General features: G+C 44.6%; 14 protein-coding genes. 10 read left to right on the forward strand and 4 right to left on the reverse strand.

What is annotated here, in order from left to right:
- Positions 1-102: 102 nt before the first annotated feature.
- The 3 genes from B0182_RS05920 to cysS all read right to left on the reverse strand — a co-directional run bounded on the left by B0182_RS05920 (position 103) and on the right by cysS (position 3,105).
- A complete protein-coding gene (locus B0182_RS05920) occupies positions 103-519 on the reverse strand; it encodes a hypothetical protein (protein WP_143821680.1) in 417 nt (138 codons plus the stop codon).
- Positions 520-606: 87 nt separating this feature from the next.
- Positions 607-1,515: a WG repeat-containing protein gene (locus B0182_RS05925; protein WP_158079644.1), complete on the reverse strand. Its 909-nt coding sequence runs from the start codon at positions 1,513-1,515 to the stop codon at positions 607-609.
- A gap of 192 nt (positions 1,516-1,707) precedes the next feature.
- Positions 1,708-3,105 carry a cysteine--tRNA ligase gene (cysS, locus tag B0182_RS05930; RefSeq protein WP_078274036.1) on the reverse strand — a complete coding sequence of 466 codons (1,398 nt, stop codon included), beginning with the start codon at positions 3,103-3,105 and terminating at the stop codon, positions 1,708-1,710.
- A 99-nt stretch (positions 3,106-3,204) separates the two neighbouring features.
- On the opposite strand from cysS, the gene B0182_RS05935 reads away from it, so the two are divergent.
- Together B0182_RS05935 and B0182_RS05940 are read left to right on the forward strand one after the other, a co-directional pair.
- Positions 3,205-3,486, forward strand: coding sequence for a hypothetical protein (locus tag B0182_RS05935; RefSeq protein WP_078274037.1), 282 nt, complete (start codon positions 3,205-3,207; stop codon positions 3,484-3,486).
- Complete coding sequence (locus B0182_RS05940; RefSeq protein ID WP_078274038.1) at positions 3,483-4,295, forward strand: WG repeat-containing protein; 813 nt, start codon at positions 3,483-3,485, stop codon at positions 4,293-4,295. Before B0182_RS05935 ends, B0182_RS05940 begins: the two co-directional genes overlap by 4 nt.
- Before the next feature lie 150 nt (positions 4,296-4,445).
- Here B0182_RS05940 and B0182_RS05945 read toward each other — a convergent pair whose 3' ends face one another.
- Entirely contained in the window at positions 4,446-5,393 is a 948-nt protein-coding gene (locus tag B0182_RS05945) for a hypothetical protein (protein ID WP_078274039.1), read from the reverse strand.
- Between the two features lie 152 nt (positions 5,394-5,545).
- Here B0182_RS05945 and B0182_RS05950 point away from each other — a divergent pair, with 152 nt between their 5' ends.
- The 8 genes from B0182_RS05950 (at position 5,546) to B0182_RS05985 (ending at position 13,329) form a co-directional block, all read left to right on the forward strand.
- On the forward strand, positions 5,546-6,319 hold the full coding sequence (locus B0182_RS05950) for a methyltransferase domain-containing protein (RefSeq protein ID WP_078274040.1): 774 nt from the start codon (positions 5,546-5,548) through the stop codon (positions 6,317-6,319).
- Positions 6,320-6,428: 109 nt separating this feature from the next.
- Entirely contained in the window at positions 6,429-8,843 is a 2,415-nt protein-coding gene (gene lon, locus B0182_RS05955; protein WP_078274041.1) for an endopeptidase La, read from the forward strand.
- A gap of 148 nt (positions 8,844-8,991) precedes the next feature.
- On the forward strand, positions 8,992-9,597 hold the full coding sequence (locus tag B0182_RS05960; protein WP_078274042.1) for a WG repeat-containing protein: 606 nt from the start codon (positions 8,992-8,994) through the stop codon (positions 9,595-9,597).
- Entirely contained in the window at positions 9,594-10,094 is a 501-nt protein-coding gene (locus tag B0182_RS05965; protein WP_078274043.1) for a WG repeat-containing protein, read from the forward strand. Before B0182_RS05960 ends, B0182_RS05965 begins: the two co-directional genes overlap by 4 nt.
- Positions 10,094-10,594 carry a WG repeat-containing protein gene (locus B0182_RS05970; RefSeq protein WP_280522580.1) on the forward strand — a complete coding sequence of 167 codons (501 nt, stop codon included), beginning with the start codon at positions 10,094-10,096 and terminating at the stop codon, positions 10,592-10,594. Before B0182_RS05965 ends, B0182_RS05970 begins: the two co-directional genes overlap by 1 nt.
- A gap of 90 nt (positions 10,595-10,684) precedes the next feature.
- Positions 10,685-12,424 (forward strand): arginine--tRNA ligase, encoded by a 1,740-nt coding sequence (gene argS / locus B0182_RS05975; protein ID WP_078274045.1) that lies wholly within the window; start codon positions 10,685-10,687, stop codon positions 12,422-12,424.
- Between the two features lie 366 nt (positions 12,425-12,790).
- Entirely contained in the window at positions 12,791-12,913 is a 123-nt protein-coding gene (locus tag B0182_RS15320) for a hypothetical protein (protein ID WP_421648796.1), read from the forward strand.
- Positions 12,910-13,329, forward strand: coding sequence for an RNA-binding S4 domain-containing protein (locus tag B0182_RS05985; RefSeq protein WP_078274047.1), 420 nt, complete (start codon positions 12,910-12,912; stop codon positions 13,327-13,329). Before B0182_RS15320 ends, B0182_RS05985 begins: the two co-directional genes overlap by 4 nt.
- The last annotated feature ends 160 nt before the right edge of the window (positions 13,330-13,489 follow it).

Genomic DNA, 13,489 nt, shown 5'->3' on the forward strand with positions numbered 1-13,489 from the left:
AAATAGATATTGAAAATTAAAATTTTTATTATTTGGTTTTATCTATTAAAATCACCCATAAATAATGACGTAAAGCTGTTAATATCACTAAACAATAAACCATTACACCCCCAACACATTTATCAATAGTCCCACCGCCCAACCGATCACTATCGCCAACAGCCATATCATCTCACTTCTTTGAGTGCGTTTGGTTTTGTAAAACCGCCAAGACAAAGGCGTGGCGATAAATGCAACGACAAATCCTACCAACATATGACCTGTTGGCATGACACAACGTTGTATCCCAGTGTTATCGATAAAGCAGTTAGAGCCAAACAAAAAGGCAAACAAAGTACCACCAAACCCCACCACAAAAAACAGCACGGCAAAAAACAGCACGGCAAAAAACAGCACGGCAAAAAACAGCACGGCAAAAATACCGTCAGCGACTTTTTTGGCTTCTTTGGCAAAGACAATATAAGCAGTCATCACAAACATCATCATACCCAGCACCATCAATCCGCCAAATGTCATCACATCATTTGCCAACAATGCACTGCCACCCGCCAATAATAAGGCGATGATATGGGTAATGATTTATGTATACATGGGTTTTGTCATGATTTATTTACAAGTGATAGCAAAACTCTCGGTACTATCGCCAAGCTCTGCTTTAAAATATATCTTATCATTCGTATTATCATCGGCATAGGTTTTCTCAAAATCCACGCCAACATAATCATAGTTAGGTGCTATTAGCACTTCGGCTTGCTCATTGATTAAGCCATATTTACCCTGTTGCTGTACAACATAAGTATCGCCATAATGCGTTGGCATTATCATCTCATACTGATAATCGGACAAAAATTTGCCTTCAGGACTTATCAGGGCGTACTGCCTATCTTTGGCAACGGCAAATAATCGCCCTGACAAAACTTCTGCATCGTCATAAGCAAAAGCGATGACGGGACGGTTTTGTTTGTCAATAATGCCATATTTACCTTGCCCTTTTACACCTGCAAAGCCGTCTGTAAAATACAACCCAGCATAATCATAGACAACAGGAATGACAACACTCGCAAGGCTATCTATATAACCGTATTCACCGTCCTTTTCCACCCTTGACAAACCATCAGAAAAACCGCCAATGTCATCATAAAACCCCATTGGCACAACAAACTCGCCTTTTTCATTGACAAGCCCAAAAGTGTCATCTCTACCGAGCTTACCAAACATTGACTCTCCACTGTCTCTTTGTGCAACCACAATCAGTGCATCACTTGGCTCTGTATAACTGTCATACGCCCAATCATCAGGAAAATCAATCTCATGATAAATTGCAGGCAAAATGAGCTTGCCTGTCTTGTCAATCAGCCCAAACGGATAAGGAAAATCACCAAATGACGTTTGCACCACATTACCCACTCGTGCCACGCCTTTTTGATTTAGGCATTCTTGATAAGTAAAGGGAATTTGTGTGGTTGGTTTGACACATGGCACATCAAACTCATCGGCAGTTGTCACATTTACCATGCCAAAAGCCAAACTAATACCACATAACCAAAATAGATGTTTCATTGATATTCTCTTTTATTTATTAACCAAAGAACCTAAATTTAATAATTTTCCCCCTGCGGATTATGGGTAATTTAAAAGCTCTTTGATATATTCTTTTTAATCCTAAAAACAAAAATTGAGCCATAAAAATAGCTCAATTTTTTTTATTTACACTCTCCGCCAGCTCGTCCCCGCCCTGCTGTCTTCTAGCTCCACGCCTTTTTCTTTTAGCTCGGCACGGATTTGGTCGGCAAGGGCAAAATCCTTATCGGCTTTGGCTTGTTTGCGTTTATCAATCATCGCCAAAATCTCGCTTTCAGAAATGCTCTCATCGCCAATTTGGGCTTGCAAAAAGGTTTGGGGGGCGGTTTGGGCGATATTTAGCACGCTTGCTAGGGTCTTTAATATCACGGCAAATCGCTGTCCGCCTGCCATGTCGTTCGCCTTGACCGCTTTATTTATCTCGCCTGCAATCTCAAACAAGATACTGACCGCTTGGGCGGTGTTAAAGTCGTCATTCATCGCACGCACAAAGGCTTGCCCGTACTCACTTCCCCACGCTGTCTCGTCCGTGCCTACCGCATCAAACGGTTTTAGGGCGTGATATAGGCGTGATAAGGCGGTGTGGCTTTCTTTTAGGGCGGTATCTGAGAAGTTAATCGGACTGCGATAATGGCTAGATAGGATAAAAAAGCGAATGGTCTCGGCATGAAAATCCTGCAACACTTCACGAATGGTAAAGAAGTTGTTTAAGGATTTGCTCATTTTTTCTCCGTCCACATTGACAAAACCAACGTGTAGCCAGTTGTTGGCGTAGGGTTTGCCTGTCGCCCCTTCGCTTTGGGCAATCTCGTTTTCATGGTGCGGAAACTGCAAATCATGCCCACCGCCATGAATGTCAAAGCTCTCGCCCAAACAGCAGGTACTCATCGCACTGCACTCAATGTGCCAACCAGGGCGACCCAAGCCCCACGGACTTTGCCAATGCGGTTCGGACGGTTTGGCGGATTTCCACAGCACAAAATCAAACGGATTGTCCTTGTCGTCCACCGTCTCCACCCTTGCCCCTGCTTGCATGTCGGCAAGTTTGCGTTTGGAGAGTTTGCCATAGTCGGGGAAATTTGCCACCTTATAATACACATCGCCACTTGCCCCTTGATAGGCTAAGTCTTTGGACTGCAAGGTATTTATCATATCCAGCATCTGGGGAATGTGGTCGGTCGCTTTGGGTTCGCTGGTCGGACGCAAGCACCCTAGACGGTCAGCATCTTCGTGCATGGCTTTGATAAAACGCTCGGTCAGCTTGCCAATGGTTTCGCCGTTTTCGCCTGCTCGTTTGATGATTTTGTCGTCAATGTCGGTGATGTTGCGGACGTAGTTCACGTCAAAATAACGAGACAACCAACGATAAATCACATCAAAGCTCACCATGACCCGAGCGTGTCCGATATGACAATAATCGTACACCGTCATGCCACAGACATACATACCCACTTTGCCGTCATGGATAGGAACAAACCGCTCTTTTTGTGCCGATAGGGTGTTATAAAGGTGTAAATCGCTCATGGTGTGCCTTTTGGGTAACTGGTGTAAATAAAAGCCTTTATCATAGCAGAATTTGGAGGAAAGTGCTATAATTTACCAAAAATTAACCAAGGTGATCACATGAGATATTTACCACTGGCATTACTTGTCTATGCCATGTGTGCATCGGCAGTCAATGTCTATAACCCAAATGATTTATCCGATGCCAAGACCTTGGATAATGTCAGAGACGTTGTGTTATATGGCGTACATTTTGACCATGTGCTACTGCAAAATACAGAAGCCTGCATGAAGCCTTCTGCTGATTTTGAATTTGTAGAATGTCCAAATCACCAAGGGCTTGCTCGGGTCGGTAATTATGTCCAAACCCCTTTTGGTCAAGCCCCCACCCTTTGGGCATGATAGACAAAGACGGCAAATTATTGCTAGATAATATTTACCACAAAATCCATATCCCCGAAAGCTTACAAGCCATCGCCACCGATGTCAGCCCCCAGTCTTTTGTCATTACCACCTTGAACCTTGACGGCTTAGATAAGTTAAAGGCAAGCGATGAGTCTGATACTGCAACCATCATTGATGAGAGAATGCGATACGCCTTGGTTGATACCAAAGGCAGAATGGTTGTGCCGTTTGGGCATTATGATAACATCATCGATGGGCATGATGGTGTATTTACTGTCGAAAAAGACGGGCTGTATGGCGTGATAGACGCACACGGTCATGAAATCATCACACCCATGTATGACAACCTAGTCATGTTTTATCAAGGGTTTTCAGGTTTATATAAAAATGGCAAATATGGCATCATCAATTTAAATAACAAAACCGTGATTGATTTTAAATACAACGTCATTTATATGCTTAAAAGCGACAGTGGCGATATGTTTTTTAATGCGGTGATGGACAACACGTCTTATTTGTACAACAGTCAAGGCGAAAAAATTTTTGAACTAACCTACCCTGATGAGCATGAGATTTTTAGGGATGACATCAATACATTTCAAGGTAAGGATTTTTTTATCATCGCTCCTGATTTTTATAAATCAAGCGGTCAAGTGGGGCTAATAGACACCACTGGCAACGTGATATTGCCTTTTGAATATGACGGCATTTATCCATTTTTGACGGGTCTTACATCTGACCTTGACATGGATGATGACCCACAATACATCAAAGCCATTAAAAAAGATGGGGTTTTATTTTTATGACACCACAGGCAAACTCATCAAGCATGCTCATCCTTGACATTGATGAGTATTATTAGGACAATGGATAAATTTTGACTTTAAAAAGCACCATAAAAAAATACCCCAAATCACTTTGGGGTATCTTGCCGTTTTTCATCTTGCCACAAAAGATTAGTAAGTCTCATCCGTCTCAACGATGGTAATCTCGTTACTGGCAGGCTTTTCTGCCTTAGGTTCGGGTTTGGGTTCGGCTGTTGGCTTGGACTCTGTTTGAGCTTGCGTATCCGCTTTTGGCTTGGTCTCAGATTTTGGTTCGGACTTTGGTTCAGGTTTAGGCTCTGGCTTTGGCTCGGTATTTTGTGGTGTGCCACTTGGGACATCCTCAGGCTGTAAAATCACCTCCTCAGGTCTTAGTGTCTGGGTAGGTTCAGGCACTGATGGCAATTCCACAGGGCGGATTTGTACCGTTGGGGCAGGCACGATGTCGCTTGATGATTTGCCAATTTGGGCAGTTTCACGTTTGGCATTGGCTTGGTTTTGGCGATTCATCGAACGCACCGCTGTCGCCATGGTTTCAGACGCTAGTGCGATGACAGGTGTATTGTTATCAATGACAAGTGCCTCACCGTCCGCTTGGAAGACAAAATCTCCCACCAGACGATTGCCACCCATGAGACTCACGTCTTTTTCGATGGCTTGTTCTTCTAGGCTTGCCACGCCTGCCCCGCTAAACGTCTTATTGGCAAAGGCAATCTCTTCGTTAGGCAGAACAATATGAAGCTGTCCACGGCACTCACCACTGTCTTCGCTGACGTTTTGCAAATCAATGTCTAGCCCCGACAGGCGTGCCTTTAACTGCAATGACAGCTCATCGCTCGCCCCATTGCCCAGTCCACGCACAGACGCGGTGTAGAGCTCATCACGCACAAGGCTGACGACACGGTTTTTTAGGCTGACATCATCACAGACCACGGCAGGATGGTCGACCACTTCGGGGGTTGCAACCTCAATCTCTGCCTCAGCTTGTGGCTCGGGACTGTCTTTTTTGGTGCAACCGACCATGCCAGTCAATGCAAGGGCAACGGCAGACACACAGGCTAAATGGTTAAAAGTTTTCATGGCTTATCTCAAATTTGATTTAAAATTTACTTATAAAATAACTTTAAAAAGCGGTCGCCACTTGATACAATGACGCCCAACAAGGCGGTATCATCAAGGCAAAACGTAGCCATTATACCACGCCAAACCCATTTGCCAAATTATTTTTTATCATGAATCAGCCTATCCCCCACGCTCATTTTAATGACCGTAATTTTAATGACATTGCCGACCATTTTGCCAAAAAAGTCTATGGCGGTCTAAAAGGTCAAATCCGCCTTGCCGTGTTAGAGCGAGATTTGTCCGAGCATTTACCCAACCGTCCGCTTCGGGTGTTGGACGTGGGAGCAGGACTTGCCCAAATCAGCCTAAACCTTGCCACCCGTCATGAAGTCATCATCAGTGACATCTCCGATGAGATGATACAAAAGGCCCAAACCACCGCTTGTAAGCTGAACGTTTCACCCCGATTTATCGTGGCTCCTTATCAAAAACTCGCAAGCCTTTTAAAGGGACAAACATTTGACCTAATCTTATGCCATGCCGTCCTAGAATGGCTTGGCGAACCTGCCAAAATCATGGTGTTTTTTGATGAATTTTTAGCCGATGATGGCTATTTGTCGTTGTGCTTTTATAACCCTGCCAGCATGGTTTATCGCAACCTTATTATGGGTAATTTTTATCAATTAGCACGCCCCAAGCCTGCCGACAATAAAAGCCTAACCCCAAACAATCCTGTCGCTTATGACACGGTCAAATCATGGCTTGATGATGGGGGATATACCACCCTTTGCCAGTCGGGGATACGAGTGTTTTCTGACTACGCTCCCTTAAAACGTGGTGGACACAACAACCCTGATGATGTCGTGGCAATGGAGCTTAACTATTCCCAAACCCACCCTTTTTGGCAAATGGGGCGGTATTTGCATATTTTGGCGAAAAGATAACCAATTTTTCATAAAATCATCGCACTGCCTTGCAATTTGCCACGCCCGCCACCATAACAGGCTGACATTATAAGAATTTATTATTATAAGAATTTATTTGGAGTTTATCATGTCTGATAACCAAACCTTGCCCCTACTTGCCGTGCGTGATGTCGTGGTCTATCCGCACATGCAAATCGCCCTATTTGTGGGACGTGAGCAGTCCATTAACGCCATACAGCTTGCCAATGAGAGCTTTGATGGTCATCTGCTTGTGGTCTCACAAAAAGACTCGCTGTCAGAAGAGATTAACACCGACAATCTCTACCGCTTTGGCACGGTGTGCAGAGTCATTAGCACCATGCCCCACGACGCTGACGAAAACTGCCTAAAGGTACTCATCGAAGGACAGACTCGTGCCGAAGTGGCAGGCGTTGATATTGATGAGACGTACAACGCTTTTGTGGCGGTATTTCATGAACAGCCTGTTACCGACACGCTCGGCGATGATGACAAAGACGCTCACAAAAAGGTATTGATGGATTTTTTTGCCAGTTTTGCCGAAGAGAACCTACGCAACGGGCGTGAGATTACCCGTGTGGCAGGCAAGATTAGCGACTTGACCGAACTCATGTACTTTATCGCCACTCGGGTATCCATGCCCCTTGACAAGAAACAAACATTGCTTGAAGATGGCGACATCATGGATTATTACCACACGCTGACCGAGTTTTTTGTGAGCAATCATGCCGAGCAGTCGCTTGAAAATGAACTCCAAGAAACCGTGCGTAAGCAAATGGAAAATAATCATCGTGAGTATTTTTTAAATGAAAAAATGAAAGCGATTAAATCCGAGCTGTCCGATTTAAATGACGGGGCGGACGAAGAAGATGGCGAACTTGAAAAACGCCTAAAAGAAGCCGACCTACCTGATGATGTCCGCAAAAAGGCAGAAACCGAATTTAAAAAGTTAAAGCAAATGCCCCCAAGCTCATCGGAGGCGTCTGTGGTGCGTGGCTATGTGGAGTGGATACTAGATACCCCATGGAAAAAGGCAAGCAAGGTATCTATTGACCTTGCCAAAGCCAAAAAAACCCTTGACAAAGACCACTATGGGCTAGATGATGTCAAAGACCGCATTGTTGAGTACCTAGCCGTGCAGTCTCGTGTCAAAAAACTGCGAGGTCCTATCCTATGTCTAGTAGGTCCCCCGGGGGTTGGTAAAACGTCGCTTGGCGAGAGTATCGCTCGTGCCACAGGGCGTAAGTTTGTGCGTATGGCGTTGGGCGGTGTGCGTGATGAAGCTGAGATTCGTGGGCATAGACGCACCTATATCGGAGCGATGCCGGGCAAAATCGTACAGTCCTTGGCAAAAGTAGAAGTCAAAAATCCGCTATTTTTGCTTGATGAAATTGACAAAATGGCACAGGACTATCGTGGCGACCCTGCGTCTGCCTTACTAGAAGTGCTTGATCCGTCGCAAAACAACAGCTTTAACGACCATTATCTTGACTTAGATTTGGATTTGTCCGAGGTCATGTTTATCTGCACCGCTAACAGCATGAACATACCGCCAGCCTTGCTTGACCGCATGGAAGTCATTCGTCTGCCTGGATACACCGAAGACGAAAAAATGAACATCGCTCACAACTATCTCACCCCCAAAGCCCTAGAACAAAACGGGCTTGGTAAAGATGAGCTGGACATTACCGATGATGCCATTCTTAGCATTATCCGCCACTATACCCGTGAAGCAGGCGTGCGTAACTTGGAGCGTGAAATTAACAAAATCAGCCGTAAAGCGGTGCGTTCGCAGGTTGAGACTTATGGCATCAAACCCAAAAAAAGCACGAAAATTGAGCCGTTATCGGTAACGGACGACAACATTGCTGATTATTTGGGTGTTAAACCCTTTGACTTTGGTTTGGCAGAAAAAGAACCTGAGATTGGGCGGATTACAGGACTTGCGTGGACTTCGGTGGGCGGTGAGCTACTCACCATTGAGACCGCCACCATGCAGGGCAAGGGCGAGCTTGTCTTTACAGGGTCGCTTGGCGATGTCATGAAAGAGTCTATCCGTGCCGCCATGAGTGTGGTGCGAGCTGGGGGCGAACGCTTTGGTATCAGCTATGATAAGTTCAAAGACACCGACATTCATGTGCATATGCCCGAAGGTGCCACGCCCAAAGACGGTCCGTCCGCAGGTATCGCTCTGACCACCGCTTTGGTATCCGCCTTTACAGGCATTGCCATTCGTGCCGACATCGCCATGACAGGCGAAGTTACTTTGCGTGGCAAAGTGCTAAAAATCGGCGGTCTCAAAGAAAAACTGCTCGCCGCTCATCGTGGCGGTATCAAGCATGTGCTTGTCCCCAAGTCCAACGAACCTGACCTTGCCGACATTCCTGACAACGTCAAAGAAGGCTTGACCATTCAATCGGTTGAGACCATTGATGAAGTCCTAAAAGTCGCCCTAGTCGCCCCGCTCATGCCTTTAAAGCCGAGCGTGGTGGTAAAGGCAGGCGAGCAGGCGCTCAGAAGCTGATTAAAAAAGAAGCCTTAAAGAACCCCAAAACCCTGTCCACTGGCAGGGTTTTTTGTGGGTACATTTTGGCTTGTCTCTATATCCAAAATCCGCTAAGATAGGGAGAATTTCTCTTATTTTTCCTAACTTATCTTAATTGGCGATAACCATGAAAAAACTTCTAAACCCCCTTATCATCGCCCTATCCCTTTTACCCTTATCCGCTTTGGCGTGTGAAAGACCACAGGTAATAGGGTATGATGTTGGTTGCTTGCAGGGTGGTTTGGCGACAGTATGGCAACAGGGCAAACAAGGTGTTGTTGATAAAACAGGTAAAATTATTATCCTTGCTCAATATGATTTTGTCGGCAATTTTTCAGAAGGCTTAGCAATCGTAGAACAAAATAATAAATATGGCTTTATTGATAAAACGAACAAAATCGTTATTCCTATTCAATATGATGATGCTTGGCATTTTTCAGAGGGTTTGGCAGGTGTAGAGCAAAATGACAAATGGGGTTTTATTGATAAAACAGGCAAAGTGATTATCCCCTTTAAATATCAGAGCGCTGTTCTTTTTGTTGATGATTTGGCTGTTGTAGAATTAGATAACAAATATGGCTTTATTGATAAAACAGGTAAAATAGCCATACCTTTTCAATATGACTACGCTTCTTGGGGATTTGAAAACGGTAAAGCCAAAGTCTCGTTAAATGGCGAAACTTTTTATATAGACAAAACAGGCAAACGCATTGACTACAAGGATAAATCATGAAAAAATTTTTAAACCCCCTTATTATAGCTTTGTCCCTACCCTTATCCGCTTTAGCGTGTGAAAGACCGCAAGTGGCAGGATATGATTATGTGGGTTGTTTATCAGAAGACTTGGCGGTTGTACAAAAGAACAGCAAATATGGCTTTATTGACAAAACAGGTGAAATCGTCATTCCCGTTCAATATGATTTGACTTGGGATTTTGCAGAAGGACTGGCAAGAGTAAAACAAGAAGGCAAATGGGGGTATATTGATAAAACAGGTATGGTAGTTGTTCCTATTTATTATGATGACATGGAGAACTTTCTAGTAGGCGACTTGGTACTCGTAAAACAAAATGATAAATACGGCTTGCTTGATAACATAGGCAGGATTGTCGCCCCTGTGCAATATGATGACATTTGGAGTTTTTTAAATGACTCTATAAGAGTACAACAAGATGGCAAATACGGTTTTTTTAGATACAACAGGCAAGGTGATTGTTCCTGTTCGATATGATGAAGTTTGGAGTTTTTTCAGAAGATTTGGCACTGGTAAAACAAAATGGCAAATATGGCTATGTTGATAGGACAGGCAAAGTGGTTATTACCATTGAATATGATTATGCTCGGCATTTTTCAGAAGGATTGTCAAATGTAGAGCAGAATGGCAAGTTTGGATTTATTGATAAAACAGGAAAAGTGGTTATCCCCTTTGAATATGATATCGCTTGGTCTTTTTCAAAGAGCTTGGCAAAAGTACAACAAAAAGGTAAACATGGTTTTATAGATAAAACAGGTAAAGTGGTTATTCCCATTCAATACGATTTTATTTTGGGCTTTTCAGACGGTTTGGCAGGAGTAAAACAAAATGGCAAATGGGGTTTTATAGATAAGTCAGGAAACATAGTCATGCCTGCTATCTATGATATGGTTCAAAGTTTTGAAAATGGCAATACCTTAGTAATACCAAACGGCGAAACTTTTTATATAGACAAAACAGGCAAACGCCTAGACTAGCCCAAAGGGTTTGCGATGATTTTCCCCAAATCGCTAAATTTCTAGTATAATAACCCGTTTTAAGTTTTAACATCACTTTTAAGAGCTATCATGACTATCCAATCCCTACTTCACACCCACCTACAAACCGCCATGATAAACGCAGGGGCGGACAAAGACACCGACCCTGTCATCAAGCAATCAGGCAAGCCCCAGTTTGGCGATTACCAAGCCAATGGCATGATGGGCGTTGCCAAAAAACTTGGCACAAACCCACGAGAATTTGCCCAAAAAGTGCTTGATGAACTGGCAAATAGCCAAGCCTTGGACGGCATTGCCGAAAAATTAGAAATCGCAGGGCCGGGCTTTATTAACATCTTTCTTGACAATGATTTTCTAGCCAAGTCCGCCCACACCGCTCGCACGTCCGACCGCTTGGGCATTACGTCCGACCACACTGAGACGGTTGTCATTGACTATTCATCGCCAAACGTTGCCAAAGAAATGCACGTTGGACATTTGCGTTCTACCATTATTGGCGACAGCTCGGTGCGTGTGCTTGAATTTTTGGGCGACACCGTCATTCGTGCCAACCATGTGGGCGACTGGGGGACGCAGTTTGGTATGCTCATCGCCTACCTTGAAAAAATGCAAAACGAAAATGCGTCCGATATGGAATTATCTGACCTAGAAGCCTTTTATCGTGATGCCAAAGCAACTTATGATAACGATGAAGCCTTTGCCGAAAAAGCTCGTGGCTATGTGGTCAAACTCCAAAGTGGCGATGAATATTGCCTCGCCATGTGGCAAAAACTTGTTGCCATTACCATGAGCCAAAACCAAGCCAGTTACGAACGCCTAAACGTAACCCTAACCGATAAAGACATCATGGGCGAGAGTCTATACAACCCCATGCTCCCTGACATCGTCAAAACCCTAAAAGACAAAGGCGTGGCGGTAGAAGATGAGGGGGCAACCGTGGTATATCTGCCTGAATTTAAAAACAAAGAAGGCGAGCCACTTGGTATCATCATTCAGAAAAAAGACGGCGGATTTTTGTACACCACCACCGACATCGCCGCCGCAAGCTACCGCTATCACACCTTGCACGCTGACCGTGCCATTGTCTATTCTGACACTCGTCAAGCCCAGCACATGGCACAGGCGTGGGCGATTGCACGGCTTGGCGGATTTGTGCCTGATAACTTTAAATTAGAACATCACAATTTTGGCATGATGCTTGGCAAAGATGGCAAACCATTCAAAACTCGCACAGGCGGTACGGTCAAACTTGCCGACCTGCTTGATGAAGCGGTTGCCCGTGCCACCGTCTTGATAGACAGCAAAAACCCAGACGTAACTGCCGATGAGCGGACGGCACTCATTGATGCGGTTGCCATTGGGGCAGTCAAATATGCCGACCTATCCAAGCACCGCACGACCGATTATGTGTTTGATTGGGACAGTATGCTCAACTTTGAAGGCAACACCGCCCCTTATATGCAGTACGCTTACACCCGTGTGCGTTCTATTTTTGCCAAAGCAGGGGTAAATCCTGACACACTAACAGGCGAGATTGTCATCACGGACGACAAAGAGCGAGCATTGGTGGTCAAATTATTGCAATTTGAAGAAGCCCTACGCCAAGTCGCCAAAGACGGTACGCCCCATGTGTTGTGTGGCTATCTGTATGAATTGGCTGGGATTTTTTCATCGTTTTATGAAGCCTGCCCGATACTCTCAGCAGATGACGACACCAAAAACAGCCGTCTGCAACTGGCGGATTTGACCGCCAAGACTTTAAAAACAGGCTTGGATTTACTCGGCATTAAGACGGTTGAGAAAATGTAATTGATAAATTCAAGATTGCCATTGGGTTGTCCTAATGGCAATTTTTTAAATTCGAAGCACCTATGTTTGACAAATTTGGCGATATCGGCACCGACAATTTAAACATTACCACCCTGCCCCATTGGTCATTTGGCGACAGCCCCAAATGGCGGACGAACTTGTAGGGCTTGTCCTAGACGGCAAAAAGCGAGCCACTTGCACCGCTCTGCATTGGGATTTGGACGAGCCAGCTTACCCCGTTGGTAACCTGCAAGTCATCACAGACGGACAAAACCGCCCCGCTGTGTTATCTAAAACACCGCCCAATTCATCATTCGCTTTTGTGATGTTGATGAAAAGTTGGCACGTCCAGAAGGCGAAGGCGATTTGTCGCTTGATTTTTGGCGGACGGCTCATCAAGAATTTTTTGAGCGGTTTGGGATATTTGATGATAAAATGTGGTTGTTGTTTGAGACCTTTGATGTTATAAAAATACTGGACACCCCATGAAAAACCAAAACAATCAAGAACCCCAAACCCTAAATAAAGTCCGTGCCGACAAATGGCTGTGGGCGGCACGATTTTTTCGCACTCGCACCCTTGCCAAAGAAGCGATAGAAGGCGGAAAAGTCCACATGAATGGTCAAAAAATCAAAACGAGCAAAGAGCTACAAGTGGGCGACACCCTAACCATTCGCCAAGGTCATGCCAACGTCCAAGAACAAAAAACCATCATCATCAAAGCCTTATCTGACAATCGGGGCAGTGCTACCATCGCCCAAACGCTATACGATGAGACGGACGAGAGCATTGCCACCCGAGAGTTTTTTGCCGAGCAACGCAAATTACAAAACCTTGCCAGACCATCTACCAAACCCGACAAAAAACAACGTCGGGACATTGAGAAATTTAAAAATAATTGGTGAAGATTGTACGCAGGAATGTGCCAAAGAAATGGTATCAGGATAGATTACCCCATTCTCAACTTTATATGAGTGCTTGATTTATCAAGGGTGAATTGCAATTCACCCCCTAACAACTTACAAAATAATTAACTAATAATCAATAGGTTGCGATTTTAAGTTG

Source organism: Moraxella bovis (assembly GCF_002014975.1).
Lineage (GTDB): Bacteria > Pseudomonadota > Gammaproteobacteria > Pseudomonadales > Moraxellaceae > Moraxella > Moraxella bovis.

Bases quoted from the DNA above. Each gene is read 5' to 3' on its own strand.
- argS (WP_078274045.1), top strand. From the start codon at position 10,685: ATGACTATCCAATCCCTACTTCACACCCACCTACAAACCGCCATGATA.
- B0182_RS05960 (WP_078274042.1), top strand. From the start codon at position 8,992: ATGAAAAAACTTCTAAACCCCCTTATCATCGCCCTATCCCTTTTACCC.
- B0182_RS05950 (WP_078274040.1), top strand. From the start codon at position 5,546: ATGAATCAGCCTATCCCCCACGCTCATTTTAATGACCGTAATTTTAAT.
- B0182_RS05935 (WP_078274037.1), top strand. From the start codon at position 3,205: ATGAGATATTTACCACTGGCATTACTTGTCTATGCCATGTGTGCATCG.
- B0182_RS05970 (WP_280522580.1), top strand. From the start codon at position 10,094: ATGAAGTTTGGAGTTTTTTCAGAAGATTTGGCACTGGTAAAACAAAAT.
- B0182_RS05940 (WP_078274038.1), top strand. From the start codon at position 3,483: ATGATAGACAAAGACGGCAAATTATTGCTAGATAATATTTACCACAAA.
- lon (WP_078274041.1), top strand. From the start codon at position 6,429: ATGTCTGATAACCAAACCTTGCCCCTACTTGCCGTGCGTGATGTCGTG.
- B0182_RS05965 (WP_078274043.1), top strand. From the start codon at position 9,594: ATGAAAAAATTTTTAAACCCCCTTATTATAGCTTTGTCCCTACCCTTA.
- cysS (WP_078274036.1), bottom strand. From the start codon at position 3,105: ATGAGCGATTTACACCTTTATAACACCCTATCGGCACAAAAAGAGCGG.
- B0182_RS05945 (WP_078274039.1), bottom strand. From the start codon at position 5,393: ATGAAAACTTTTAACCATTTAGCCTGTGTGTCTGCCGTTGCCCTTGCA.
- B0182_RS05925 (WP_158079644.1), bottom strand. From the start codon at position 1,515: ATGGTAAATGTGACAACTGCCGATGAGTTTGATGTGCCATGTGTCAAA.
- B0182_RS05985 (WP_078274047.1), top strand. From the start codon at position 12,910: ATGAAAAACCAAAACAATCAAGAACCCCAAACCCTAAATAAAGTCCGT.